The sequence below is a fragment of the Streptomyces sp. CB02400 genome (genome assembly GCF_001905725.1).
Classification (GTDB): Bacteria; Actinomycetota; Actinomycetes; order Streptomycetales; family Streptomycetaceae; genus Streptomyces; species Streptomyces atrovirens.
Genome location: NZ_LIWB01000004.1, coordinates 234,905 through 259,889, shown reverse-complemented (window position 1 = coordinate 259,889; position 24,985 = coordinate 234,905). Strand labels below are relative to the sequence as shown.

The 24,985-nt window shown below is 69.0% G+C and carries 22 protein-coding genes and 4 tRNA genes; 20 read left to right on the top strand and 6 right to left on the bottom strand.

All coding sequences use genetic code 11. The annotated features are described in order from the left end of the window. Window positions 1-206 precede the first annotated feature (206 nt). Complete coding sequence (locus AMK33_RS12185; RefSeq protein ID WP_073932799.1) at window positions 207-1,463, bottom strand: APC family permease; 1,257 nt, start codon at window positions 1,461-1,463, stop codon at window positions 207-209. A gap of 93 nt (window positions 1,464-1,556) precedes the next feature. Between AMK33_RS12185 and AMK33_RS12180 the strand changes: the two genes are divergently transcribed. Beyond that, window positions 1,557-1,823, top strand: coding sequence for a GlsB/YeaQ/YmgE family stress response membrane protein (locus tag AMK33_RS12180; RefSeq protein ID WP_073933046.1), 267 nt, complete (start codon window positions 1,557-1,559; stop codon window positions 1,821-1,823). A 142-nt stretch (window positions 1,824-1,965) separates the two neighbouring features. Here the strand turns inward: AMK33_RS12180 and AMK33_RS12175 are convergent, their stop codons facing one another. Beyond that, on the bottom strand, window positions 1,966-2,454 hold the full coding sequence (locus AMK33_RS12175) for a YajQ family cyclic di-GMP-binding protein (RefSeq protein ID WP_030823445.1): 489 nt from the start codon (window positions 2,452-2,454) through the stop codon (window positions 1,966-1,968). A gap of 235 nt (window positions 2,455-2,689) precedes the next feature. Between AMK33_RS12175 and AMK33_RS12170 the strand changes: the two genes are divergently transcribed. Both AMK33_RS12170 and AMK33_RS12165 read left to right on the top strand, forming a co-directional pair. Further along, window positions 2,690-2,771: transfer RNA gene (locus AMK33_RS12170), tRNA-Tyr, on the top strand. A gap of 109 nt (window positions 2,772-2,880) precedes the next feature. After that, complete coding sequence (locus AMK33_RS12165; RefSeq protein ID WP_073932798.1) at window positions 2,881-3,093, top strand: hypothetical protein; 213 nt, start codon at window positions 2,881-2,883, stop codon at window positions 3,091-3,093. A gap of 10 nt (window positions 3,094-3,103) precedes the next feature. Here the strand turns inward: AMK33_RS12165 and AMK33_RS12160 are convergent, their stop codons facing one another. Both AMK33_RS12160 and AMK33_RS12155 read right to left on the bottom strand, forming a co-directional pair. Continuing rightward, the gene (locus tag AMK33_RS12160; protein ID WP_073932797.1) at window positions 3,104-3,760 is read right to left on the bottom strand and encodes an NAD(P)H-binding protein; all 657 of its coding nucleotides are present in this window, start codon (window positions 3,758-3,760) and stop codon (window positions 3,104-3,106) included. 63 nt (window positions 3,761-3,823) lie between these two features. Continuing rightward, a complete protein-coding gene (locus tag AMK33_RS12155; protein WP_073932796.1) occupies window positions 3,824-5,122 on the bottom strand; it encodes an amidohydrolase family protein in 1,299 nt (432 codons plus the stop codon). A 199-nt stretch (window positions 5,123-5,321) separates the two neighbouring features. Here AMK33_RS12155 and AMK33_RS12150 point away from each other — a divergent pair. The 7 genes from AMK33_RS12150 to AMK33_RS12120 all read left to right on the top strand — a co-directional run bounded on the left by AMK33_RS12150 (window position 5,322) and on the right by AMK33_RS12120 (window position 8,669). Beyond that, window positions 5,322-5,394: transfer RNA gene (locus tag AMK33_RS12150), tRNA-Thr, on the top strand. 46 nt (window positions 5,395-5,440) lie between these two features. Beyond that, window positions 5,441-5,513 (top strand) — tRNA-Met (locus AMK33_RS12145). 89 nt (window positions 5,514-5,602) lie between these two features. Then, window positions 5,603-5,767 carry a 50S ribosomal protein L33 gene (rpmG, locus tag AMK33_RS12140; protein WP_003948671.1) on the top strand — a complete coding sequence of 55 codons (165 nt, stop codon included), beginning with the start codon at window positions 5,603-5,605 and terminating at the stop codon, window positions 5,765-5,767. A gap of 146 nt (window positions 5,768-5,913) precedes the next feature. Continuing rightward, window positions 5,914-6,366, top strand: a complete 453-nt coding sequence (locus tag AMK33_RS12135; RefSeq protein WP_073932795.1) for a MaoC family dehydratase N-terminal domain-containing protein — start codon at window positions 5,914-5,916, stop codon at window positions 6,364-6,366. 8 nt (window positions 6,367-6,374) lie between these two features. Beyond that, complete coding sequence (locus tag AMK33_RS12130; protein WP_073933045.1) at window positions 6,375-6,803, top strand: MaoC family dehydratase; 429 nt, start codon at window positions 6,375-6,377, stop codon at window positions 6,801-6,803. A 59-nt stretch (window positions 6,804-6,862) separates the two neighbouring features. Further along, window positions 6,863-7,918, top strand: coding sequence for a UDP-N-acetylmuramate dehydrogenase (locus AMK33_RS12125; RefSeq protein ID WP_073932794.1), 1,056 nt, complete (start codon window positions 6,863-6,865; stop codon window positions 7,916-7,918). Between the two features lie 61 nt (window positions 7,919-7,979). Continuing rightward, window positions 7,980-8,669: a hypothetical protein gene (locus AMK33_RS12120; RefSeq protein ID WP_073932793.1), complete on the top strand. Its 690-nt coding sequence runs from the start codon at window positions 7,980-7,982 to the stop codon at window positions 8,667-8,669. 100 nt (window positions 8,670-8,769) lie between these two features. Here AMK33_RS12120 and AMK33_RS12115 read toward each other — a convergent pair whose 3' ends face one another. Further along, a complete protein-coding gene (locus AMK33_RS12115; RefSeq protein WP_073932792.1) occupies window positions 8,770-9,840 on the bottom strand; it encodes an adenosine deaminase in 1,071 nt (356 codons plus the stop codon). 123 nt (window positions 9,841-9,963) lie between these two features. Next, a complete protein-coding gene (locus AMK33_RS12110) occupies window positions 9,964-11,190 on the bottom strand; it encodes a pyridoxal phosphate-dependent aminotransferase (protein WP_073932791.1) in 1,227 nt (408 codons plus the stop codon). Window positions 11,191-11,463: 273 nt separating this feature from the next. Here AMK33_RS12110 and AMK33_RS12105 point away from each other — a divergent pair. The 10 genes from AMK33_RS12105 (at window position 11,464) to AMK33_RS12055 (ending at window position 24,892) form a co-directional block, all read left to right on the top strand. Beyond that, window positions 11,464-11,536, top strand: a tRNA-Trp gene (locus tag AMK33_RS12105). 109 nt (window positions 11,537-11,645) lie between these two features. Continuing rightward, window positions 11,646-11,933, top strand: a complete 288-nt coding sequence (gene secE / locus AMK33_RS12100) for a preprotein translocase subunit SecE (protein WP_073932790.1) — start codon at window positions 11,646-11,648, stop codon at window positions 11,931-11,933. 80 nt (window positions 11,934-12,013) lie between these two features. Continuing rightward, entirely contained in the window at window positions 12,014-12,865 is an 852-nt protein-coding gene (nusG, locus tag AMK33_RS12095) for a transcription termination/antitermination protein NusG (RefSeq protein ID WP_073932789.1), read from the top strand. A gap of 178 nt (window positions 12,866-13,043) precedes the next feature. Beyond that, window positions 13,044-13,478 (top strand): 50S ribosomal protein L11, encoded by a 435-nt coding sequence (gene rplK / locus AMK33_RS12090; RefSeq protein ID WP_073932788.1) that lies wholly within the window; start codon window positions 13,044-13,046, stop codon window positions 13,476-13,478. Between the two features lie 83 nt (window positions 13,479-13,561). Further along, the gene (gene rplA / locus AMK33_RS12085) at window positions 13,562-14,287 is read left to right on the top strand and encodes a 50S ribosomal protein L1 (protein WP_004927356.1); all 726 of its coding nucleotides are present in this window, start codon (window positions 13,562-13,564) and stop codon (window positions 14,285-14,287) included. A 166-nt stretch (window positions 14,288-14,453) separates the two neighbouring features. Further along, window positions 14,454-15,401: a hypothetical protein gene (locus AMK33_RS12080; protein ID WP_073932787.1), complete on the top strand. Its 948-nt coding sequence runs from the start codon at window positions 14,454-14,456 to the stop codon at window positions 15,399-15,401. Window positions 15,402-15,793: 392 nt separating this feature from the next. Continuing rightward, window positions 15,794-16,324 carry a 50S ribosomal protein L10 gene (gene rplJ, locus AMK33_RS12075; RefSeq protein WP_073932786.1) on the top strand — a complete coding sequence of 177 codons (531 nt, stop codon included), beginning with the start codon at window positions 15,794-15,796 and terminating at the stop codon, window positions 16,322-16,324. Between the two features lie 123 nt (window positions 16,325-16,447). Beyond that, on the top strand, window positions 16,448-16,831 hold the full coding sequence (gene rplL, locus AMK33_RS12070; protein ID WP_073932785.1) for a 50S ribosomal protein L7/L12: 384 nt from the start codon (window positions 16,448-16,450) through the stop codon (window positions 16,829-16,831). 580 nt (window positions 16,832-17,411) lie between these two features. Further along, the gene (gene rpoB / locus AMK33_RS12060) at window positions 17,412-20,897 is read left to right on the top strand and encodes a DNA-directed RNA polymerase subunit beta (RefSeq protein WP_073932784.1); all 3,486 of its coding nucleotides are present in this window, start codon (window positions 17,412-17,414) and stop codon (window positions 20,895-20,897) included. 95 nt (window positions 20,898-20,992) lie between these two features. Continuing rightward, window positions 20,993-24,892, top strand: coding sequence for a DNA-directed RNA polymerase subunit beta' (locus tag AMK33_RS12055; RefSeq protein WP_073932783.1), 3,900 nt, complete (start codon window positions 20,993-20,995; stop codon window positions 24,890-24,892). Window positions 24,893-24,985: the final 93 nt, after the last annotated feature.

Below are 24,985 nucleotides of genomic sequence, written 5' to 3'. Positions count from 1 at the left end.
AAAACACCCCGGAACTCAAGGCTCGAAAGGACCGGACACATCCGGGAACCCGCCGCACCTGCGAACACGCCTCACCTCGCACCCGGAACCCGCCACGGCTATCGCCCACCCGCTGCTCGCCACGGCTATCGCCCACCCGCTGCTCGCCACGGCTATCGCCCACCCGCTGCTCGCCACGGCTACTGGCCACCCGTTTCCCGCCACGGCTACTTGCTACCGCCCGCCCCCGACCCCCGCCGCACGCCGTAAGCCGCCACCCCCACCACCAGCACCCCCGCGCCCACGGCCACCGAAACCCACGGCAGCGAGAACGCCAGCACCAGGCACCCGGCGAGCCCCACCGCCGGCACCACCCGCGTCGCCGGCCGTGGATCGAGTGTCCAGGCCGATGCGTTGGCCACCGCGTAGTACGTCAGCACACCGAAGGAGGAGAACCCGATCGCGCCCCGTACATCCACCGTGGCGGCCAGGACGGCGACCACCGCGCCCACGGCCAGTTCCGCCCGGTGCGGCACCTGGAACCGTGGATGCACGGCGGCGAGGGCACCCGGCAGATGCCGGTCCCGGGCCATGGCCAGCGTCGTCCGCGAGACCCCCAGGATCAGGGCGAGCAGCGAACCCAGCGCGGCCACCGCCGCCCCCACCCGCACCACCGGCACCAGCCCGGGAACACCGGCGGCCCGCACCGCGTCGGCGAGCGGCGCGGTGGCGTCGCCCAGCCCCTTCGACCCCAGCACCGAGAGGACGGCCACAGCGACAGCCACGTACACGACCAGCGCGATGCCCAGGGCCAGCGGGATCGCCCGGGGGATGGTGCGCGCCGGGTCCCGGACCTCCTCGCCGAGGGTCGCGATACGGGCGTACCCGGCGAAGGCGAAGAACAGCAGACCGGCCGCCTGCAGCACCCCGCCGGCACCGTCGGAGACCCCGATGCCCAGCCGCCCGGCTTCGGCTTCCCCCGACGTCAGGCACACCACCATCACGGAAGCGAGGACAGCCAGGACCACACCTACGATCGCCCGCGTCAGCCACGCGGACTTCTGGACACCGCCGTAGTTCACCGCGGTCAACGCCACCACGGCGGCCACCGCCACGGCGTGCGCCTGCCCCGGCCAGACGTACGCGCCCACGGTGAGGGCCATCGCCGCGCAGGAGGCCGTCTTCCCGACCACGAACGCCCAGCCCGCGAGGTACCCCCAGAAGTCCCCGAGCCGCTCGCGCCCGTACACGTACGTGCCGCCCGAGGCCGGGTAGCGGGCGGCGAGGCGCGCAGACGACATGGCGTTGCAGTAGGCGACCACGGCGGCGACCGCCAGCCCGAGGAGCAGCCCGGAACCGGCCGTGTGCGCGGCGGGAGCCAGGGCGGCGAAGATCCCGGCTCCCACCATCGAGCCGAGACCGATGACCACGGCATCGCCGACGCCGAGCGTGCGCCGCAGCGCGGGACCGGACGTGTCTGTCACGAGGCCGCACCCTACTGATCACACGCAACCGGCGCGTGCACGCGCGGCGTCTTTCAAGGTGCGAGAACAGCGGGAAAGGGGCAGGTGTACGGCATGACGATCATCGGCTGGATCATCCTGGGACTGTTGGCCGGAGCCATAGCGAAGTTCCTGCTGCCCGGCCGTGACCCGGGTGGCCTCATCGGCACGACGCTGATCGGCGTCGCCGGTGCCTTCATCGGCGGCTGGATCTCGGCGCGTTGGCTCGACCACCCGATCACCAAGGACTTCTACGACGGCACCACCTGGGCCGCCGCGATCGGCGGCTCGCTGGTCCTCCTGATCGCCTACCGCATCCTGTTCGGCCACTCACGCGACTGACCGCGCACCGCGCGCGGCGGCCCCTGAGCCGCAGCCGGCAGGCGAGAAGGGTGGTCACCACGCAGGTGCCCACCCTTCCTCGTGCCTCGTGCCCATGCGGTGTGCGAACGCCACCGGCCCCGGTCCGGCCGGCCGACCGGACCTACCGGTAGTTCACGAACTGCAGGGCGAAGTCGAAGTCCTTGCCCTTGAGCAGCGCGATGACGGTCTGCAGGTCGTCGCGGCTCTTGGAGCTGACCCGCAGCTCGTCGCCCTGCACCTGGGCCTTCACGCCCTTCGGGCCCTCATCGCGGATGATCTTCGCGACCTTCTTCGCGTTGTCCTGGGAGATGCCCTCCTCGATCGACGCGAAGATCTTGTACTCCTTGCCCGAGAGCTGGGGCTCACCCGCGTCCAGGGCCTTCAGGGAGATGCCCCGCTTGATCAGCTTGGACTGGAAGACGTCGAGGACGGCCTTCACCCGGTCCTCGGAGTTCGCCTCCATGAGGATCTTCTCCCCGGACCACGAGATCGAGGCACCCACGCCCTTGAAGTCGTAGCGCTGCGAGATCTCCTTGGCGGTCTGGTTGAGGGCGTTGTCGACCTCCTGCCGCTCGACCTTCGAGACGATGTCGAAACTGGAGTCGGCCATGTCCTGTGGCTCCTTGTATCGGGGTGCGTACCGGGCTGCGCACCGGATGCGTACCGGCGTACGTGAAGCGGCCCCCGAGCCCGGCATCGGTCCCCGGCCGCATCCGGACCAGCCTAGTCACCCCCCGGCCTCCGGGTGGCGATCAATCGGGTGGCGAAGCACCCCTGTCCATCGGGTATTGTTTACGTCGTTGCCACGGAGCACCGCCGAAAAGCGGTTCGACGGCAGCGACCCAGGCGGTGTGCCCGAGCGGCCAAAGGGAGCAGACTGTAAATCTGCCGGCTCAGCCTTCCCAGGTTCGAATCCTGGCGCCGCCACACTGGGGAAGACCCCCTCCGGACTGCGGAAACGCAGTCCGGAGGGGGTCTCTTCGTGTGCGCGGGCGCCTTCTGTCCGCGGGCGGAGGCATCGGGGCACACTGGCCCCATGTCGTCCCGTCGCCGTTCCTGTCCCGAGTGCCGCCGTGAGATCGCCGTCGTCGCCGGGCGGTACGCGCGGCACGATCCGCCCGGCGCCCGGGGGAGCGGGGAACTGACCTCGTGTCCCGGGTCGCGCAGGCACGCCCGGCTCGGTGCGGAACAGCCCTCGCTGGACGGCTACGTGGTGCCGGAGTTCCCGGGGCAGATGCCTCTCTTCTAGCCCGGTCGGCTCAGTTGCCGGCCACCGACTTCACGGCCACCGACACCGGCGCGGGGCCGCTGATCAGCTCCAGGGTCAGACCGGCCGTCGCGGGGGTGTCCACCAGCTCCGCCAGCACGGCGGCCACGTCGTCGCGCGGGACCGGGCCGCGGCCCGTGTGGGCCTCCAGGCGGACCAGGCCGGTCCCGGCGTCGTTGGTGAGCTGACCAGGGCGCAGGACCGTCCAGTCCAGGGCGTCCAGACCGCGCACGTACGCGTCCGCCTCGCCCTTGGCGCGCAGGTACACGTCGAAGACCTCGTCGCCCTCGTGGGCCGGGTCCGCGCCCATGGACGACACGATCACGAAACGCCGTACGCCCGCGCGGACGGCCGCGTCGGCGAAGAGGACCGCCGCCGCCTTGTCCACCGTCTCCTTGCGGCCCGCACCGCTGCCCGGCCCGGCGCCCGCCGCGAACACCGCCGCGTCCGCGCCCTCCAGCCGCTCCGCGACCTCCTCCACCGACGCCGACTCCAGGTCGAGCACGACCGGTTCGGCACCCAGCTGCCGCAGTTCGTCCGCCTGTTCGGGTTTACGGATGATGCCCGCCGCCTCGTCCCCGCGCGCGGCGAGCAGCCGCTCCAGCCGCAGCGCGATCTGACCATGACCACCAGCGATGACAATGCGCATGCCTCCGACCGTACGCCGGGGCCACCCCATCCGCCGCGCAACGCACCAGGGACCCGTCCGGCTCTACGCGGTGCCCCGGCCCTGCCGGGGCAGTCCCGGTTCCTCCTCCGCCGACGCCGATGCCGACGACGCCGCCGGACCGCAGTACTCCCGCACCGCGCTCGTCCGCGCCACCACCCGCCCCCCGTGCACCACGATGCGGCTGTACCCCAGCGACAGCGCCCCTGGGAGCCCGTCCCCGCGGACCGCCAGCAGCTCGGCCGGGAAACCGGCCTCCACGCGCACCTCGGGCAGCCCCAGGGCAGCCCGCGCCGACGTGCTCACCGCGGCGTAGGCGTCCTCGGCGGACAGCCCGTGGCGGGAGGCCAGCAGGTACGCCGCCTCCAGCGGGTCGCCGCGGCCCACCGGGTTCGACACGTCCCGCAGGGCACCGCTCCCGGCGGCCACCCGTACCCCCGCCGACCGCAGCAGCCGTACCGGTGCCGCGCCCCGGCGGTCCACGGCGCCGCAGCCGCCCTGCGGCAGGCACACCACCGTCACCCCGGCCGCCGCGAGCCGGTCCGCGGTCCGCGCGGCCGGCTCGGCGGGCAGCCGGGCGAGACCCCCGCACGGGCCGAGGGCGACCCCCGGCCGCAGCCCGCCCGCCATGGCCGCGAACCGGGCCAGCCGGGCGGGGTCGGCGGCGTCCGTGTGCAGGTCGACGGGGCAACCGTGTTCGGCGGCGACCTCCAGGACCGCCTCCACGTACCCCGTGGGATCGGGGTCGAGATCGGGGCAGCCGCCCACCACGGACGCACCCATCTTCACCGCGTCCCGCAGCACCGCGAGCCCGTCCGCCCCGGCCACCCCGGTCAGCACCCGCGGCACCGCCACCGCCGTCAGTTCGGCCAGTCCGCGCAGCGAGCGCTCCGCCCGCAGCACGGCGGTCAGCGCGCCGAGCCCGGCCACGTCGCCCACGCGCACATGCGCCCGCAGCGCCGTCGCGCCGTGCCCGAGCTGGAGCAGTGCCGCCTCCGTCGCGCGGCACTGGACGTCCCGGGGGTCGTACGAGACGGGGCCGCCGGCGTCGGCGGACAGGGCGGTGTCCGCGTGGGCGTGGGGCTCCGCGGGGGCCGGCAGGAGCAGATAGCCGGTGAGGTCGACCTGTGTTGTGCCGCACGCGCGCGCGCCGTCCGCCGCCAGGCTGCCGGCCGTACCGACCGCCTCGATGCGCCCGCCGCCCAGTCGTACGTCCACGGTCCGGCCGTCGGTGAGACGCGCGCCGCACAGCAGCAGCGGGGCCGGATCGGCCGCAGCCGGCCCCGGAGCCGGACCCGTGGACGAGGGCGGACGGGACGGTGGCTGCGGCCGGCTGTCGGGCATCGCGTTCCAGGGGCTCGGGCTGCGCACGGAGGGCAAGGTCACGCAGGCAAGATCACGCAGAGTGAGTCCGAGCCTAGGCCGGGGGCCCGTCCCTCGCCGGGAGGAGCCCAATAGTCGTACCGGCGTGGTCCGCCCGGGAGAGGGGGGCCGAAACGGATTTGGGCGAACGGCGGCGGACCGTGTAATGTCTTCATCGCTCGCCCCAATAGCTCAGTCGGCAGAGCGTCTCCATGGTAAGGAGAAGGTCAACGGTTCGATTCCGTTTTGGGGCTCTGGTGTGAGAGGTTCCCGCCGCGAGGCGGGGCCCGATCGCATCAAAGCGGTGTAGCTCAGTCGGTAGAGCAAGCGGCTCATAATCGCTGTGTCACCGGTTCAAGTCCGGTCACCGCTACAGACAGTAGCCGATTGCGGGGTCGGTCCTTCGATCGGCTACTCTTTATTGCGTAAATACAGTCAATCCGTTCGTCAAGGAGCACTCACGTGGCTGCCACCGACGTCCGCCCGAAGATCACGCTGGCCTGCGTGGAGTGCAAGGAGCGGAACTACATCACCAAGAAGAACCGGCGTAACAACCCGGACCGTCTTGAGATGAAGAAGCACTGCCCGCGTTGCAACGCGCACACCGCGCACCGCGAAACGCGATAAATCAGGCTCGTACACGAGGCCGTCCCCCCAGCCAGGGGGGCGGCCTCGTGTCGTTTTCCCGTCGGCCGGACACGGTCAGACCGGCCGACCGCAGGCAGACCAGGCAGACCAGTCGGACACAGTCAGACACAGGAGGTGCCGCGCGCATGGCGCTCGACCAGTCCTTCGTGGGGCGGAGCTACCCGCCCACCGAGCCCTACGAGGTGGGCCGGGAGAAGATCCGCGAGTTCGCCGAGGCGGTGGGGGACGCCAACCCGGCGTACACGGACGCGGAGGCCGCCAAGGCGCTCGGCCACCCCGATGTGATCGCCCCGCCCACCTTCGTGTTCGCGATCACCTTCAAGGCCGCCGGGCAGGTCATCGCCGACCCGCAGCTCGGCCTGGACTACAGCCGGGTGGTGCACGGCGACCAGAAGTTCGCCTACGTCCGTCCCGTGCGCGCCGGTGACCGGCTCACGGTCACCTCGACCATCGAGGCGGTCAAGTCGATGGCCGGCAACGACATACTGGACATCCGGGGCGAGGTGCACGACCAGGACGGCGAACACGTCGTGACCGCCTGGACCAAGCTGGTGGCCCGCGCGGCCGAGGAGGCGTGACCCACACCATGACGGCGAAGATCTCCTACGCCGACGTCGAGGTCGGCACCGAGCTGCCCGCACAGACGTTCCCCGTGACCCGCGCCACCCTCGTCCAGTACGCGGGCGCCTCCGGCGACTTCAACCCGATCCACTGGAACGAGAAGTTCGCCAAGGAGGTCGGCCTCCCCGACGTCATCGCGCACGGCATGTTCACCATGGCCGAGGCGATCCGCGTGGTGACCGACTGGGCGGGCGACCCGGGCGCGGTCGTCGAGTACGGCGTCCGCTTCACCCGGCCGGTCGTCGTCCCGAACGACGACCAGGGCGCCACGATCGAGGTCAGCGGCAAGGTGGCCGCCAAGCTCGACGACCACACGGTCCGCGTCGACCTCACCGCGACCAGCGCCGGACAGAAGGTGCTGGGCATGTCGCGGGCGGTCGTCCGGCTGAGCTGAGCAGAGCCGGACGCGGCGGGGACGAGGGCTTGTCGGTGCCGTCTCGTAGTCTTGGGCCCGTGCAGGAACTCCACGACGCCCCCCTCGCCCCGCTGACCACCTTCCGGCTGGGCGGCCCCGCGACCCGGCTGGTCACCGCGACGACCGACGACGAGGTGATCGCCGTCGTCCGCGAGGCCGACGACAGCGGTACGCCGCTGCTGGTCATCGGCGGCGGCTCCAACCTGGTCATCGGCGACAAGGGCTTCGACGGCACCGCCCTCGTCGTCGCGACCGAGGGCTTCACCCTGGACGGCACGCGGCTGGAGCTGGCCGCCGGCGAGGTGTGGACCGACGCCGTCGCCCGCACCGTGGAGGCGGGCCTCGCCGGCATCGAATGCCTGGCCGGCATCCCCGGCTCGGCGGGGGCCACCCCGATCCAGAACGTCGGGGCGTACGGCCAGGAGGTCTCCTCCACCATCACCGAGGTCGTCGCCTACGACCGCCGTACCCGCGAGACCGTCACCCTCGGCAACGAGGAGTGCGCCTTCTCGTACCGCCACAGCCGCTTCAAGGCCGACCCCGAGCGCTACGTCGTCCTGCGGGTGCGCTTCGAGCTGGAGGACGCGGGCGGCCTCTCCGGGCCCGTCAAGTACGCCGAGACGGCCCGCGTCCTCGGCGTCGCGCCGGGCGACCGGGTACCGCTGGCCACGGCCCGCGAGACGGTGCTGAAGCTCCGCGCGGGCAAGGGCATGGTCCTGGACCCCGAGGACCACGACACCTGGTCGGCCGGCTCCTTCTTCACCAACCCGATCCTCGACGACGAGGCGTTCGCGGCCTTCCACGCGCGCGTGCGGGAGCGGCTCGGCGACGGCGTGGAGCCCCCCGCGTACCCCGCGGGCGAGGGACACACCAAGACCTCCGCGGCCTGGCTGATCGACAAGGCCGGCTTCACCAAGGGCTACGGTCAAGGCCCGGCCCGCATCTCCACCAAGCACACCCTCGCCCTCACCAACCGGGGCGAGGCGACGACCGAGGACCTCCTCGCCCTGGCCCGGGAAGTCGTCGCGGGCGTCCACAGCGCGTTCGGCGTCACCCTGGTCAACGAACCGGTCACGGTGGGCGTCAGCCTGTAGCCGAATCTCCGTTGCCGTCCGGCGCACGGGCCCGCGATCCTGGGCGCGTGAGGCCGACCCCATGCACCTGAGACTGCGCGAGTTCCGTCCCCGGACCGGCCCGCGCGAGCACCGCGTCGTCCAGCCCCGGCACACCCTGCGCCACACCTCGCTGCGCGCCCCGGAACCGATCGGAATGCTCCTCGGCGACCACGACGGGCTGAACCGGCTCGCCGGCCTGTTCTCCTTCGCCGCGTACTCGCGCCGCACGATCGTCCATGTGCCGCTGCGGGGTGGCGTTCCGCCGGACGAGGGACTCGGGGAACTGGTCGACCTCGTGCTGGTCCACCACTCCTACGGGCTGCGGCCCAGCAAGTGGCCGGAGCTGCGTCGCTCGCTCGGTCCGGGTACGCCGCTGTCCGTACGTACCGACGAGGCGCGTACGGATCGGGATGCCGCGGACTGGCGACGGCGCTCATGGCGCGCGGACTGCCGGGACGAGCTGCGGCACGCCGACCATGCTCGTACGTTCTTTCTCTTCGGGAGCCGGGACGTCTTCGCCGAGGCGGCCATGTCCTTCGCGTACGCGGCGGGGTGGGGGCCGCGTCAGAAGGGCGTCGTGAAGGGACGGGCGGCTCTGGTGTCGGGTATCCGGGGGCTCACGCAGAAGTCCGGCGGCGGGCATCCCCACGAGGTGCTGGTCTGCTTCAAGCCGTATCCGCCTTACGCCCACTTCAAGCGGCCCGGAGCGGGGGTGGGCCGGGGGGTGTGACGCGGCCCGGCGTTTGCGGGGTGCCGCTGTGCCCACCCGTGCCGCCCTGGGGGCACCGCCCAGGCCCTTGAGGCACTGGGGGAGGCACGATCGCCCACAGTCACGCCGGGGCGGTCAGCCAGTCGTCCACACCCGACAGCAGCTTTGCCTTCGTGTCCTCCGGGGCCGTTGAGCCTCGTACCGACTGGCGGGCCAGTTCGGCCAGCTCCGTGTCCGTGAAGCCGTGGTGGTTCCGCGCGATCTCGTACTGGGCTGCCAGGCGGGAGCCGAACAGCAGCGGGTCGTCCGCGCCCAGCGCCAGCGGTACGCCCGCCTCGAACAGGGTCCGCAGAGGTACGTCCTCGGGCTTGTCGTAGACGCCCAGCGCCACGTTCGACGCCGGGCACACCTCGCACGTCACCTGGCGGTCCGCGAGCCGCCGCAGCAGCCGCGGGTCCTCCGCCGCCCGCACCCCGTGCCCGATGCGGTCCGCCTCCAGGTCGTCCAGGCAGTCCCGTACCGACGCCGGACCCGCCAGCTCGCCGCCGTGCGGCGCCGACAGCAGCCCGCCCTCGCGCGCGATCGCGAACGCGCGGTCGAAGTCGCGGGCCATCCCGCGCCGCTCGTCGTTGGAGAGGCCGAACCCCACGATCCCCCGGTCCGCGTACCGCACCGCCAGCCGGGCCAGCGTGCGCGCGTCCAGGGGATGCTTCATCCGGTTGGCCGCCACCAGCACCCGCATCCCGATCCCGGTGTCCCGCGTCGCCGCGTCCACCGCGTCCAGGATGATCTCCAGCGCCGGGATCAGCCCGCCCAGCCGGGGCGCGTACGACGTCGGGTCCACCTGGATCTCCAGCCAGCCCGAGCCGTCCCGCACCTCCTCCTCCGCCGCCTCCCGCACAAGGCGCCGGATGTCGTCCGGCTCCCTGAGACACGAGCGCGCCGCGTCGTACAGCCGCTGGAAGCGGAACCAGCCGCGCTCGTCCGTGGCGCGCAGTCTCGGCGGCTCCCCGCTGGTCAGCGCGTCGGTCAGCGCCTCGGGCAGGCGCACGCCGTACTTGTCGGCCAGCTCCAGCAGGGTGGCGGGCCGCATGGACCCGGTGAAGTGCAGGTGCAGATGGGCTTTCGGCAGTTCAGATAGATCACGTACACGCGGGGGGTTCGGGGGGTGCCCCCCTGAAGAGCTCAGCATTCGCCGATCCTGCCGTACGTCTCCGCCGTCCCGGTAGGGCTTTCCCCTTTCGTGGTCTTGCTCGCACAAACAAACAGGGGCGCACGGGAGGAGACCCGGGCGCCCCTGTGGCGAAGGACGACGTCAGTCGCGCGCCTCCGCCAGCAGCTTCTGGATCCGGCTCACGCCCTCGACGAGGTCCTCGTCGCCCAGCGCGTACGACAGCCGCAGGTAGCCCGGCGTGCCGAACGCCTCACCCGGCACCACCGCGACCTCGGCCTCCTCCAGGATGAGCGCCGCCAGCTCGACCGAGCTCTGCGGCCGCTTGCCCCGGATCTCCTTGCCGATCAGCGCCTTCACCGAGGGGTAGGCGTAGAACGCGCCCTCGGGCTCCGGGCAGACCACGCCGTCGATCTCGTCGAGCATCCGCACGATGGTCTTCCGCCGGCGGTCGAAGGCCTCGCGCATGGTCGCGACGGCGTCCAGGTCGCCGGAGACGGCGGCGAGCGCCGCCACCTGGGCGACGTTGGAGACGTTCGACGTGGCGTGCGACTGGAGGTTGGTCGCGGCCTTCACCACGTCCTTCGGGCCGATGATCCAGCCGACCCGCCAGCCCGTCATCGCGTACGTCTTCGCGACACCGTTGACCACGATGCACTTGTCGCGCAGCTCGGGCAGGAGCGCGGGCAGCGACACCGACGAGGCGTCGCCGTAGACCAGGTGCTCATAGATCTCGTCCGTCAGCACCCACAGGCCGTGCTCGACGGCCCAGCGGCCGATCGCCTCGGTCTCGGCCTCGCTGTAGACCGCGCCGGTCGGGTTCGACGGGGAGACGAAGAGGACGACCTTCGTCTTCTCGGTGCGGGCCGCCTCCAGCTGCTCAACGCTCACCCGGTAGCCGGTCGTCTCGTCGGCGACCACCTCGACCGGGACGCCGCCGGCCAGCCGGATCGACTCCGGGTACGTCGTCCAGTACGGCGCCGGGACGATGACCTCGTCGCCCGGGTCGAGGATCGCGGCGAAGGCCTCGTAGATGGCCTGCTTGCCGCCGTTGGTGACCAGGATCTGCGACGGGTCGACCTCGTAGCCGGAGTCGCGCAGCGTCTTCGCGGCGATCGCGGCCTTCAGCTCCGGCAGACCGCCGGCCGGCGTGTACCGGTGGTACTTCGGGTTCTTGCAGGCCTCGATCGCGGCCTCGACGATGTAGTCCGGCGTCGGGAAGTCGGGCTCACCGGCGCCGAAGCCGATCACCGGTCGCCCGGCGGCCTTGAGGGCCTTGGCCTTGGCGTCCACGGCGAGGGTGGCGGACTCGGAGATCGCGCCGACTCGGGCGGAGACCCGGCGCTCGGTGGGAGGGGTTGCAGCGCTCATGGGGCCCATCGTTCCAGACCGGAAACCCACGCGGCACGGGGGTTTCACGTACTGAACAACACCGGGCAAACCCCTGAACACCAGTCCGGATCGACGCCGCCGGTCCACCACTGCCGGGACGATCTTCCGCCGGAACGGCGCCTCCCGGGCACTTTCTGTTCGACGCCCGGCCCAGGAACACGTACACTCTCACCTCGTTGGCCTTCAGCGGCCCGCGCTCAACCGGTGCACACCAAGCATCCGGTCGGATGCGGTACGTTGGGGAACACACAAAGGGTCGTAGCTCAATTGGTAGAGCACTGGTCTCCAAAACCAGCGGTTGGGGGTTCAAGTCCCTCCGGCCCTGCTACACACACCTTCGCCAGGATGTGTGCGCATGTACGTACAGCAATGCACCGCCGTGCGGGCTCGGACCGGGCGCGGCACGGCCACGACCCGGAATCAGGTGAGGACGAGTGACGGACGCCGTGGGCTCCATCGACATGCCTGATGCCCAGGATGAGGCGCCGGACTCCCAGAAGAAGACCCGCAAGGGCGGCAAGCGGGCCAAGAAGGGTCCGCTGAAGCGCCTCGCGCTCTTCTACCGCCAGATCGTCGCGGAGCTCCGCAAGGTCGTCTGGCCGACCCGCAACCAGCTGACGTCGTACACGACCGCCGTGATCATTTTCGTCGTCGTGATGATCGGTCTGATCACCCTGATCGACTATGGCCTCAGCCACGCCGCCAAGTACGTCTTCGGCTGAGCCGAGAGCGAAGAGCGCCGAGGTATCCGGCGCTCCTTTTCGCATGTTCCACCCCTTGTATCCAGGAAGAAGCAGCCACCGTGTCTGACCCGAACGTGAACGACGCCGTTGAGCCTTACGGCGAAGGGGCCGAGTCCGCCGAGGACGCGCTCGCCGCCGTCGAGGGCGCGGACGTCGAGGACACCGAGGCCTCCGCCGAGGCCGAGGCTGCCGACACCACCGCGGACGAGAGCGCCGAGGCGGACGAGACCACCGCGGACGAGACCACCGAGGCCGAGAAAGCGGCCGAGGAGGCCGAAGAGCCCGAGGACGACCGTGACCCGGTCGAGAAGCTCCGTGAGGAACTGCGGACGCTGCCCGGCGAGTGGTACGTCATCCACACGTACGCGGGTTACGAGAACCGGGTGAAGACCAACCTGGAGCAGCGCGCCGTCTCGCTGAACGTCGAGGACTACATCTTCCAGGCCGAGGTGCCGCAGGAAGAGGTCGTCCAGATCAAGAACGGCGACCGCAAGACGATCAAGCAGAACAAGCTCCCGGGTTACGTCCTGGTCCGCATGGACCTGACGAACGAGTCCTGGGGCGTCGTCCGCAACACCCCCGGTGTCACCGGCTTCGTGGGCAACGCCTACGACCCGTACCCGCTGACGCTGGACGAGATCGTCAAGATGCTCGCCCCGGAGGCCGAGGAGAAGGCCGCCCGCGAGGCCGCCGAGGCCGAGGGCAAGCCGGCCCCGCAGCGCAAGGTCGAGGTCCAGGTGCTGGACTTCGAGGTCGGCGACTCGGTCACCGTCACCGACGGCCCGTTCGCCACGCTGCAGGCGACCATCAACGAGATCAACGCCGACTCCAAGAAGGTCAAGGGCCTGGTGGAGATCTTCGGCCGCGAGACTCCGGTCGAGCTCTCCTTCGACCAGATCCAGAAGAACTAGTCCAGGACAGTCCTTCTGGCACACAGCTTCCGAGCAGGTCAGACGGGCGTGCGAGCGCCCGTCTGACCTGCTCGGTTTTTGGCCGCGCATCTATACCCGTTATCGTTGTGCGGTATGCCTGCGTCCGGGTTGTCCCCATGACGTGGGCAGGACCCGAATCGAAAGGACCCGGAGAGCCATGCCTCCCAAGAAGAAGAAGGTCACGGGGCTCATCAAGCTCCAGATCCAGGCCGGTGCCGCGAACCCGGCTCCGCCGGTCGGCCCCGCGCTGGGTCAGCACGGCGTGAACATCATGGAGTTCTGCAAGGCCTACAACGCCGCGACCGAGTCGCAGCGCGGCTGGGTCATCCCGGTGGAGATCACGGTCTACGAGGACCGTTCCTTCACCTTCGTCACCAAGACCCCGCCGGCCGCCAAGATGATCCTCAAGGCCGCGGGCGTGGAGAAGGGCTCCGGCGAGCCGCACAAGACCAAGGTCGCGAAGATCACCGCCGACCAGGTCCGTGAGATCGCCACGACCAAGATGCCCGACCTCAACGCCAACGACCTGGACGCCGCGTCGAAGATCATCGCCGGCACCGCCCGTTCCATGGGCATCACGGTCGAGGGCTGACCTCCACCCCCGTAAGCCAAGCAGTAGTGGAAGGGCCGGCTCGGCCCGGACCACGACTCCTCGACAATTCACAGGAGCTTTCAGTGAGCAAGCGCAGCAAGTCTCTCCGCGCTGCGGACGCCAAGATCGACCGGGAGAAGCTGTACGCCCCGCTCGAGGCCGTCCGTCTCGCCAAGGAGACGTCCACGACCAAGTTCGACGGCACCGTCGAGGTCGCCTTCCGTCTGGGTGTCGACCCGCGCAAGGCCGACCAGATGGTCCGTGGCACCGTGAACCTCCCGCACGGCACCGGTAAGACCGCCCGGGTCCTGGTCTTCGCGACCGGTGACCGTGCCGAGGCCGCGCGTGCCGCGGGCGCCGACATCGTCGGCGCCGACGAGCTGATCGACGAGGTGTCGAAGGGCCGTCTGGACTTCGACGCCGTCGTCGCCACCCCGGACCTCATGGGCAAGGTCGGCCGCCTCGGCCGCGTGCTCGGTCCCCGTGGCCTGATGCCGAACCCGAAGACCGGCACCGTGACCCCGGACGTCACCAAGGCCGTCAACGACATCAAGGGCGGCAAGATCGAGTTCCGCGTCGACAAGCACTCGAACCTGCACTTCATCATCGGCAAGACGTCGTTCGACGACACCAAGCTGGTGGAGAACTACGCCGCGGCGCTGGAGGAGATCCTCCGTCTGAAGCCGTCCGCCGCCAAGGGTCGCTACATCAAGAAGGCCGCCATCACCACCACGATGGGCCCCGGCATTCCGCTCGACTCCAACCGCACCCGCAACCTCCTCGTCGAGGAGGACCCGGCCGCCGTCTGAGCCGGGCGGGCCGGATGACCGGCCCGTGCACACCGCGGAAAACCCGTCCCCGCGTCTCGTCCGAGGCGCGGGGACGGGTTTTTTCGTACGACAGTGTCAGTGGCGTGGGTTACCTTTCTTCTGACTTCACAGGTGTGACACAGCGAAACAACCAGGGGTGGGATTCATGGGCATGGCCGCATGGAAGCGCGTGGGTGTCTGTCTGACGGCCGTGGCCGTCGTCGCGGGCGTCGCGGGCTGTCAGGACGGTGACGGGGGCGGGACGAAGAAGAAGGCCGCCGACTCGGCGGAGCCCGAGATCCAGACGCAGAACGAGATGACGAAGGTCCTCCAGGCGGCCTTCAAGAACACCTCGGAGGCCAAGTCCTCCAAGGTCCGGATGACCATGACGATGCCGGCCGCGGTGGACGGCGGCGGCACCATGGAGATCTCCGGCGTGCAGGGCTGGGACCCGGCCGTCATGGACGTCACCATGAAGGGCTCCGCGTTCACGGCGGGCGACCCGGACGCGCCCGAGCGGATCCGCATGATCATGCTCGACAACGTCATGTACATGGACATGGGCGCGAAGCAGGCCGCCGAGATGGACGGCAAGCGCTGGATGAAGATGGACTTCGCCGCCATGGCCGAGGAGTCCGGTGACGCGGAACTGCAGAAGCAGATGACCGGCAGCCTGGAGAACATGAACCAGGACCCGGCGCAGCAGCTCGCCCTGCTGCTGGAGTCGCCGAACCTGAAGCACGTGGGCCCGGAGAAGATCGACGGCGTCCAGACGCAGCGCTACAAGGGCACGCTGAGCTTCGAGGAGATGCTCGACGCCAACAAGGCGACGGACGGCCTGCTCTCCGCGAAGGAGCGCGAGGAGCTGATCGCCAACGTCGAGAAGACGGGCCTTGAGGGCTACGACACCGAGGTCTGGGTCAACGAGGACAACTACCCGGTCCGGATGGTCGTCGGCATGAAGTCGCCGCAGGGCACGATGAAGATGACGGCCGACTACTCCGACTACGGTGCCGCGGCCGAGGTCGAGGCGCCGGCGGCGGAGGAGACCTTCGACCTCATGGAGATGCTGGGGGAGCTGGGCGCGGACTCCGAGGCCGGTCTCGGCGCCTGAAGGCTCTGAAGGCCCCGGATCCCGGAGGTCCTGGAGGTCCCGAGGGTCCCGGAGGCATCAAGGGCCCCGGAGGCCTTGATGCCCCCGACGCTCCCGATGCCCCCGATCAGCCGATTTGCTTGACGCCGATCCGTTCGCGTACTCTTCCACGGAAGCCAAAGACCGCTGGTCGTTGCCGTGTGCTCGTCAGAGTTCACGGTGGCCGAAGGATCCGCTGAACTGCGGACGACCCGCGCAGGTGTCAGTGGAAGAGTTCCCGGAGTTCGCTGCCGCAAGGAAGCGAGTGACCGGTTGAGCTACGCCCCGTGCGCCTGCGCCCGGGGCGTTTCGTTTTCCCCAGTCCTCCTTCGGGTCCGCGCGGTCCGAATCACCCGGAAGGAGGCCGAGGCTCTATGGCGAGGCCCGACAAGGCTGCCGCGGTTGCCGAGTTGACGGACCAGTTCCGCAACTCCAACGCTGCCGTGCTGACCGAGTACCGCGGTCTCACCGTGGCCCAGCTCAAGCAGCTGCGCCGTTCGCTCGGTGAGAACGCCCAGTACGCCGTGGTGAAGAACACGCTGACCAAGATTGCGGCCAACGAGGCCGGGATCTCGACGCTGGACGACCTGTTCAACGGTCCGACGGCAGTCGCCTTCGTCACCGGTGACCCGGTGGAGTCGGCGAAGGGTCTTCGTGACTTCGCCAAGGACAACCCGAATCTCGTCATCAAGGGCGGTGTCCTTGACGGCAAGGCGCTGTCCGCCGACGAGATCAAGAAGCTTGCGGACCTCGAGTCCCGCGAGGTTCTGCTCGCCAAGCTGGCGGGCGCTTTCAAGGGCAAGCAGACGCAGACTGCTCAGCTCTTCCAGGCGCTCCCCTCGAAGCTCGTCCGCACCGTGGACGCGCTCCGTGCCAAGCAGGACGAGCAGGGCGGTGCCGAGTAATTCGGCTCGCTTTCCGATCCTCGCCGCACGCGCCGCGTGAGGTGAGGGTCGACGCGGGCCCGACGTACGCCCGCCTCACCCCGTACACCCGGCACCTGCCGATTTAGTGGAAGGACCGCCATCATGGCGAAGCTCAGCCAGGAAGACCTGCTCGCGCAGTTCGAGGAGATGACCCTCATCGAGCTCTCCGAGTTCGTGAAGGCCTTCGAGGAGAAGTTCGACGTCACCGCCGCCGCCGCGGTCGCCGTCGCCGGCACCGCCGGTCCGGCCGCCCCGACCGAGCAGGCCGAGGAGAAGGACGAGTTCGACGTCATCCTCACCGGTGCCGGCGACAAGAAGATCCAGGTCATCAAGGTCGTGCGTGAGCTGACCTCCCTGGGTCTGAAGGAGGCCAAGGACCTCGTGGACGGCGCCCCGAAGCCCGTCCTCGAGAAGGTCGCCAAGGACGCCGCCGAGAAGGCCGCCGAGTCCCTCAAGGGCGCCGGCGCCTCCGTCGAGGTCAAGTAACACCTTCGGGGTCCCCACGGGTCCCCTGCGCGTCCTCAGGGACGTGTAACGCTCAAGCGCTGAGGAGCGATCATCCATCCGGGTGGTCGCTCCTCGGCGTATGAGGGGTCCGGCGGCGGCTGCCTTGCACCCGTGACGGCGGGGAGTAAGGTGATCTTCGTTGTGCCTCCGGGGACCGCGAGGATCTGCCTGGTGGCAGGCGGTCCCGGCAAGGGGGGCCTTGACGAACCGCACGCAGCGCGCAATTCTCAGGACGCGTCGCCACAAGGATCCGGATCCGAGGCATGGATCGGCGGCAAAGAGGGCAGTATGAACGTGCGTTGAGGGCAGCGCCTTGTCGCAGGAGTTGAGAAGAACGAGGGCCTCCACCGGTTCTGTAAACCGGCATTGGACATCAGTGTGCCAAATGGCTACACTGACCCTTTGCGCTGCCTGTTAGCTGTCCCCTGCCCGTCACCAGGGGCATGCCCTCGCTCGAGCACCGACGACTAGATCATCTCTGACCTGGGATGTCTGTCTCTCTGCCCAGTGGGGGGCCGGTACGCGCGTAGTGAGTCCGAGCCCTCGGAAGGACCCCCTCTTGGCCGCCTCGCGCAACGCCTCGACCGCGAATACGAACAACGGTGCCAGCACCGCCCCGCTGCGCATCTCCTTTGCAAAGATCAAGGAGCCTCTCGAGGTTCCGAACCTGCTCGCGCTGCAGACCGAAAGCTTCGACTGGCTGCTCGGGAACACCGCTTGGCAGAGTCGGGTCGAGGAGGCTCTCGAGAACGGGCACGACGTCCCCACCAAGTCCGGTCTGGAGGAGATCTTCGAAGAGATCTCCCCGATCGAGGACTTCTCCGGGTCGATGTCGCTGACCTTCCGCGACCACCGCTTCGAGCCGCCGAAGAACTCCATCGACGAGTGCAAGGAGCGCGACTTCACGTACGCGGCCCCGCTCTTCGTCACCGCCGAGTTCACCAACAACGAGACCGGCGAGATCAAGTCCCAGACCGTCTTCATGGGCGACTTCCCGCTCATGACGAACAAGGGCACGTTCGTCATCAACGGCACCGAGCGTGTCGTGGTGTCGCAGCTCGTCCGTTCGCCCGGCGTCTACTTCGACTCCTCCATCGACAAGACGTCCGACAAGGACATCTTCTCCGCCAAGATCATCCCGTCCCGGGGTGCCTGGCTGGAGATGGAGATCGACAAGCGCGACATGGTCGGTGTGCGTATCGACCGCAAGCGCAAGCAGTCCGTCACCGTCCTCCTGAAGGCGCTCGGCTGGACCACCGAGCAGATCCTCGAGGAGTTCGGCGAGTACGAGTCCATGCGCGCCACCCTGGAGAAGGACCACACCCAGGGCCAGGACGACGCGCTGCTCGACATCTACCGCAAGCTGCGTCCGGGCGAGCCCCCCACGCGTGAGGCCGCGCAGACGCTGCTCGAGAACCTGTACTTCAACCCCAAGCGCTACGACCTCGCGAAGGTCGGCCGCTACAAGGTGAACAAGAAGCTCGGCGGGGACGAGCCGCTGGACGCCGGCGTGCTCACCACCGACGACATCATCGCCACCATCAAGTACCTGGTGAAGCTGCACGCCGGTGAGACCGAGACGGTCGGCGAGTCCGGTCGCTCGATCATGGTCGAGACCGACGACATCGACCACTTCGGCAACCGTCGTATCCGCAACGTCGGCGAGCTGATCCAGAACCAGGTCCGTACGGGTCTCGCCCGTATGGAGCGCGTCGTGCGCGAGCGCATGACCACCCAGGACGTCGAGGCGATCACGCCGCAGACCCTGATCAACATCCGGCCGGTCGTCGCCTCCATCAAGGAGTTCTTCGGCACCAGCCAGCTCTCGCAGTTCATGGACCAGAACAACCCGCTGTCGGGGCTGACGCACAAGCGTCGTCTGAACGCCCTCGGCCCGGGTGGTCTCTCCCGTGAGCGGGCCGGCTTCGAGGTCCGTGACGTGCACCCGTCGCACTACGGCCGCATGTGCCCGATCGAGACGCCCGAAGGCCCGAACATCGGTCTGATCGGTTCGCTCGCCTCGTACGGCCGGATCAACCCGTTCGGTTTCATCGAGACGCCGTACCGCAAGGTCGTCGAGGGCCAGGTCACCGACGAGGTCGACTACCTGACCGCCGACGAGGAGGACCGCTTCGTCATCGCGCAGGCCAACGCGCCGCTCAACGACGAGATGCGGTTCGTGGAGAACCGGATCCTGGTCCGCCGCCGTGGCGGCGAGGTCGACTACGTCCCCGGTGACGACGTCGACTACATGGACGTCTCGCCGCGCCAGATGGTGTCGGTCGCGACCGCCATGATCCCGTTCCTCGAGCACGACGACGCCAACCGTGCCCTCATGGGCGCGAACATGATGCGCCAGGCCGTGCCGCTGATCAAGAGCGAGTCCCCGCTCGTCGGCACCGGCATGGAGTACCGCTCCGCCGTCGACGCCGGCGACGTGGTCAAGGCCGAGAAGGACGGTGTGGTCCAGGAGGTCTCCGCGGACTACATCACCACCGCCAACGACGACGGCACGTACATCACGTACCGCCTGGCCAAGTTCTCCCGCTCCAACCAGGGCACCTCGGTCAACCAGAAGGTCATCGTCAACGAGGGCGACCGGATCATCACCGGCCAGGTCCTCGCCGACGGCCCGGCCACCCAGAACGGCGAGATGGCGCTCGGCAAGAACCTGCTGGTCGCGTTCATGCCGTGGGAGGGTCACAACTACGAGGACGCGATCATCCTGTCGCAGCGCCTCGTGCAGGACGACGTCCTCTCCTCGATCCACATCGAGGAGCACGAGGTCGACGCCCGTGACACCAAGCTCGGCCCCGAGGAGATCACCCGGGACATCCCGAACGTCTCCGAGGAGGTCCTCGCCGACCTCGACGAGCGCGGCATCATCCGCATCGGTGCCGAGGTCATCGCCGGTGACATCCTCGTCGGCAAGGTCACGCCCAAGGGCGAGACCGAGCTGACCCCCGAGGAGCGCCTGCTGCGCGCGATCTTCGGTGAGAAGGCCCGTGAGGTCCGTGACACCTCGCTGAAGGTGCCGCACGGCGAGACCGGCAAGGTCATCGGCGTGCGCGTCTTCGACCGCGAGGAGGGCGACGAGCTTCCCCCCGGTGTCAACCAGCTGGTGCGCGTCTACGTCGCGCAGAAGCGCAAGATCACCGACGGTGACAAGCTCGCCGGCCGCCACGGCAACAAGGGCGTCATCTCCAAGATCAACCCGATCGAGGACATGCCGTTCCTGGAGGACGGCACCCCGGTCGACATCATCCTCAACCCGCTGGGTGTCCCGTCCCGAATGAACCCGGGACAGGTCCTGGAGATCCACCTCGGCTGGCTCGCCAGCCGCGGCTGGGACGTCTCCGGCCTCGCGGAGGAGTGGGCCGAGCGGCTCCAGGTCATCGGCGCCGACAAGGTCGAGCCCGGCACCAACGTCGCCACCCCGGTCTTCGACGGTGCGCGTGAGGACGAGCTCGCGGGTCTGCTCCAGCACACCATCCCGAACCGCGACGGCGAGCGCATGGTGCTCCCGTCCGGCAAGGCACGGCTGTACGACGGCCGCTCGGGCGAGCCGTTCCCGGAGCCGATCTCGGTCGGCTACATGTACATCCTGAAGCTGCACCACCTGGTCGACGACAAGCTGCACGCGCGTTCGACCGGCCCGTACTCCATGATCACCCAGCAGCCGCTGGGTGGTAAGGCTCAGTTCGGTGGCCAGCGGTTCGGCGAGATGGAGGTGTGGGCACTCGAGGCGTACGGCGCCGCCTACGCGCTCCAGGAGCTGCTGACCATCAAGTCCGACGACGTCACCGGCCGCGTGAAGGTCTACGAGGCCATCGTCAAGGGCGAGAACATCCCCGAGCCCGGCATCCCCGAGTCCTTCAAGGTCCTCATCAAGGAGATGCAGTCCCTGTGCCTGAACGTGGAGGTGCTGTCCAGCGACGGTATGTCCATCGAGATGCGTGACACCGACGAGGACGTCTTCCGCGCTGCGGAGGAGCTCGGCATCGACCTGTCCCGGCGCGAGCCGAGCAGCGTCGAAGAGGTCTGACGGGAGTTGGGCGGCCCGCCGAACAACGGGCCGCCCGCCCCAGGACCCCCGTATCAGACCCCAAGACTCACGACCCTGAGAGGGATTGACGCATAGTGCTCGACGTCAACTTCTTCGACGAGCTCCGGATCGGCCTGGCCACCGCTGACGACATCCGTCAGTGGAGCCACGGCGAGGTCAAGAAGCCCGAGACCATCAACTACCGCACCCTCAAGCCCGAGAAGGACGGACTCTTCTGCGAGAAGATCTTCGGTCCGACCCGGGACTGGGAGTGCTACTGCGGCAAGTACAAGCGCGTCCGCTTCAAGGGCATCATCTGTGAGCGCTGTGGCGTCGAGGTCACGCGCGCCAAGGTGCGCCGCGAGCGGATGGGCCACATCGAGCTGGCCGCGCCCGTCACGCACATCTGGTACTTCAAGGGCGTTCCGTCGCGCCTCGGCTACCTGCTCGACCTCGCCCCGAAGGACCTGGAGAAGGTCATCTACTTCGCGGCGTACATGATCACGTACGTCGACGAGGAGCGCCGCACCCGCGACCTGCCCTCGCTGGAGGCCCACGTCTCCGTCGAGCGCCAGCAGGTCGAGAACCGCCGCGACGCCGACCTCGAGGCCCGCGCCAAGAAGCTCGAGACCGACCTGGCCGAGCTGGAGGCCGAGGGCGCCAAGGCCGACGTGCGCCGCAAGGTGCGCGAGGGCGCCGAGCGCGAGATGAAGCAGCTGCGCGACCGCGCGCAGCGCGAGATCGACCGCCTCGACGAGGTGTGGACCCGGTTCAAGAACCTCAAGGTCCAGGACCTCGAGGGCGACGAGCTGCTCTACCGCGAGCTGCGTGACCGCTTCGGCACGTACTTCGACGGCTCGATGGGTGCCGCGGCGCTGCAGAAGCGCCTGGAGTCCTTCGACCTCGAGGAGGAGGCCGAGCGTCTCCGCGAGATCATCCGCACCGGCAAGGGCCAGAAGAAGACCCGTGCGCTCAAGCGGCTGAAGGTCGTCTCCGCGTTCCTGCAGACGTCCAACAGCCCCAAGGGCATGGTGCTCGACTGCGTGCCGGTCATCCCGCCGGACCTGCGTCCGATGGTGCAGCTCGACGGTGGCCGCTTCGCGACCTCCGACCTGAACGACCTGTACCGCCGTGTCATCAACCGCAACAACCGCCTGAAGCGGCTTCTCGACCTCGGCGCGCCCGAGATCATCGTGAACAACGAGAAGCGCATGCTCCAGGAGGCCGTCGACGCGCTCTTCGACAACGGCCGTCGTGGCCGCCCGGTGACGGGCCCCGGCAACCGTCCGCTGAAGTCGCTGTCCGACATGCTCAAGGGCAAGCAGGGCCGCTTCCGTCAGAACCTGCTCGGCAAGCGAGTCGACTACTCGGCGCGTTCCGTGATCGTCGTCGGCCCGCAGCTCAAGCTGCACCAGTGCGGTCTGCCCAAGGCCATGGCGCTGGAGCTCTTCAAGCCGTTCGTGATGAAGCGCCTGGTCGACCTGAACCACGCGCAGAACATCAAGTCGGCCAAGCGCATGGTCGAGCGCGGCCGCACGGTCGTGTACGACGTGCTGGAAGAGGTCATCGCGGAGCACCCGGTTCTGCTGAACCGTGCGCCCACGCTGCACCGCCTCGGCATCCAGGCCTTCGAGCCGCAGCTCGTCGAGGGCAAGGCCATCCAGATCCACCCGCTCGTCTGCACCGCGTTCAACGCGGACTTCGACGGTGACCAGATGGCCGTGCACCTGCCGCTGTCCGCGGAGGCGCAGGCCGAGGCCCGCATCCTGATGCTGTCCTCGAACAACATCCTCAAGCCGGCCGACGGCCGTCCGGTGACGATGCCGACCCAGGACATGGTCCTCGGTCTGTTCTTCCTCACCACCGACGGCGAGATGCGCGACCTCAAGGGCGAGGGCCGTTCCTTCGCCTCGGTCGCGGAGGCGATCATGGCCTTCGACGCGGGCGAGCTGTCGCTCCAGTCGAAGATCGACGTCCGCTTCCCGGTCGGCACCATCCCGCCGCGCGGCTGGACCCCGCCGGCGCGCGAGGAGGGCGAGCCCGAGTGGCAGCAGGGTGACAGCTTCCGGCTGAACACCACCCTGGGCCGTGCGCTCTTCAACGAGCTGCTGCCCGAGGACTACCCGTTCGTCGACTACGAGGTCGGCAAGAAGCAGCTCTCCGAGATCGTCAACGACCTCGCCGAGCGCTACCCGAAGGTCATCGTGGCGGCGACGCTCGACAACCTGAAGGCGTCCGGCTTCTTCTGGGCCACCCGCTCCGGCGTCACCGTCGCCATCTCCGACGTCGTCGTTCCCGAGGCGAAGAAGGAGATCGTCCGCGGCTACGAGGCGCAGGACGAGAAGGTCCAGAAGCAGTACGAGCGCGGTCTGATCACCAAGGACGAGCGCACGCAGGAGCTCATCAACATCTGGACCAAGGCGACCAACGAGGTCGCCGAGGCGATGAACGACAACTTCCCGAAGACCAACCCGATCTTCATGATGGTGAACTCGGGCGCACGAGGCAACATGATGCAGATGCGTCAGATCGCCGGTATGCGTGGTCTGGTGTCGAACGCGAAGAACGAGACGATCCCGCGTCCGATCAAGGCGTCGTTCCGTGAGGGCCTGTCCGTGCTGGAGTACTTCATCTCCACGCACGGTGCCCGTAAGGGTCTGGCGGACACCGCTCTGCGTACCGCCGACTCGGGTTACCTCACCCGTCGTCTGGTCGACGTCTCCCAGGACGTCATCATCCGCGAGGAGGACTGCGGCACCGACCGCGGTCTGCGCCTCAAGATCGCGAGCCGGGACGAGACGGGCGTGCTCCGCAAGGAGGGCGACGTCGAGACCTCCGTGTACGCGCGCTGCCTCGCCGAGGACATCGTGGTCGACGGACAGGTGCTGGCCCCGGCCGGCACCGACCTGGGCGACGTCCTCATCGAGGAGCTCGTCTCCCGCGGCGTCGAGGAGGTCAAGACCCGCTCGGTCCTGACCTGCGAGTCCGCCGTCGGCACCTGCGCGATGTGCTACGGCCGTTCGCTGGCCACCGGCAAGCTGGTCGACATCGGTGAGGCGGTCGGCATCATCGCCGCCCAGTCCATCGGTGAGCCCGGTACCCAGCTGACGATGCGTACCTTCCACACCGGTGGTGTGGCCGGTGACGACATCACCCAGGGTCTGCCCCGTGTCGTCGAGCTCTTCGAGGCCCGTACGCCCAAGGGTGTCGCCCCGATCTCCGAGGCCTCCGGCCGCGTGCGGATCGAGGAGACCGAGAAGACCAAGAAGCTCGTCGTCACCCCGGACGACGGCAGCGACGAGACGGCGTTCCCGATCTCGAAGCGTGCCAAGGTCCTGGTCGGCGAGGGCGACCACGTCGAGGTGGGCCAGCAGCTCACCGTGGGTGCCACCAACCCGCACGACGTGCTGCGCATCCTGGGTCAGCGTGCCGTCCAGGTCCACCTGGTCGGCGAGGTCCAGAAGGTCTACAACTCGCAGGGTGTGTCGATCCACGACAAGCACATCGAGATCATCATCCGGCAGATGCTGCGCCGTGTGACGATCATCGAGTCGGGCGACGCCGAGCTGCTGCCCGGCGAGCTGGTCGAGCGCTCGAAGTTCGAGACCGAGAACCGTCGTGTGGTCCAGGAGGGCGGTCACCCGGCCTCCGGTCGTCCGCAGCTGATGGGTATCACCAAGGCCTCGCTGGCGACGGAGTCCTGGCTGTCGGCCGCCTCCTTCCAGGAGACGACCCGAGTTCTGACGGACGCGGCGATCAACGCCAAGTCCGACAGCCTCATCGGCCTCAAGGAGAACGTCATCATCGGTAAGCTCATCCCGGCCGGTACGGGTCTGTCCCGTTACCGCAACATCCGGGTCGAGCCGACCGAGGAGGCCAAGGCCGCGATGTACTCGGCCGTCGGCTACGACGACATCGACTACTCGCCGTTCGGCACGGGCTCCGGCCAGGCCGTTCCGCTGGAGGACTACGACTACGGTCCGTACAACCAGTAAGGCGTACGTCTGAAGCACTGAGGGGCGGTCACTCCGTAAGGGGTGGCCGCCCCTCGGCGTTCGTACGGCGACGACGCCGCCGCGTCCGTACGG

Excerpts from the sequence above, each read along its gene's own strand:
- AMK33_RS12155 (WP_073932796.1), bottom strand. The coding sequence starts at position 5,122 with ATGCCCGACAGCCGGCCGCAGCCACCGTCCCGTCCGCCCTCGTCCACG.
- AMK33_RS12115 (WP_073932792.1), bottom strand. The coding sequence starts at position 9,840 with ATGCTGAGCTCTTCAGGGGGGCACCCCCCGAACCCCCCGCGTGTACGT.
- AMK33_RS12180 (WP_073933046.1), top strand. The coding sequence starts at position 1,557 with ATGACGATCATCGGCTGGATCATCCTGGGACTGTTGGCCGGAGCCATA.
- AMK33_RS12080 (WP_073932787.1), top strand. The coding sequence starts at position 14,454 with ATGGGCATGGCCGCATGGAAGCGCGTGGGTGTCTGTCTGACGGCCGTG.
- AMK33_RS12110 (WP_073932791.1), bottom strand. The coding sequence starts at position 11,190 with ATGAGCGCTGCAACCCCTCCCACCGAGCGCCGGGTCTCCGCCCGAGTC.
- AMK33_RS12120 (WP_073932793.1), top strand. The coding sequence starts at position 7,980 with ATGCACCTGAGACTGCGCGAGTTCCGTCCCCGGACCGGCCCGCGCGAG.
- AMK33_RS12165 (WP_073932798.1), top strand. The coding sequence starts at position 2,881 with ATGTCGTCCCGTCGCCGTTCCTGTCCCGAGTGCCGCCGTGAGATCGCC.
- rplK (WP_073932788.1), top strand. The coding sequence starts at position 13,044 with ATGCCTCCCAAGAAGAAGAAGGTCACGGGGCTCATCAAGCTCCAGATC.
- rplL (WP_073932785.1), top strand. The coding sequence starts at position 16,448 with ATGGCGAAGCTCAGCCAGGAAGACCTGCTCGCGCAGTTCGAGGAGATG.
- AMK33_RS12130 (WP_073933045.1), top strand. The coding sequence starts at position 6,375 with ATGACGGCGAAGATCTCCTACGCCGACGTCGAGGTCGGCACCGAGCTG.
- AMK33_RS12175 (WP_030823445.1), bottom strand. The coding sequence starts at position 2,454 with ATGGCCGACTCCAGTTTCGACATCGTCTCGAAGGTCGAGCGGCAGGAG.
- AMK33_RS12160 (WP_073932797.1), bottom strand. The coding sequence starts at position 3,760 with ATGCGCATTGTCATCGCTGGTGGTCATGGTCAGATCGCGCTGCGGCTG.
- AMK33_RS12135 (WP_073932795.1), top strand. The coding sequence starts at position 5,914 with ATGGCGCTCGACCAGTCCTTCGTGGGGCGGAGCTACCCGCCCACCGAG.
- rplJ (WP_073932786.1), top strand. The coding sequence starts at position 15,794 with ATGGCGAGGCCCGACAAGGCTGCCGCGGTTGCCGAGTTGACGGACCAG.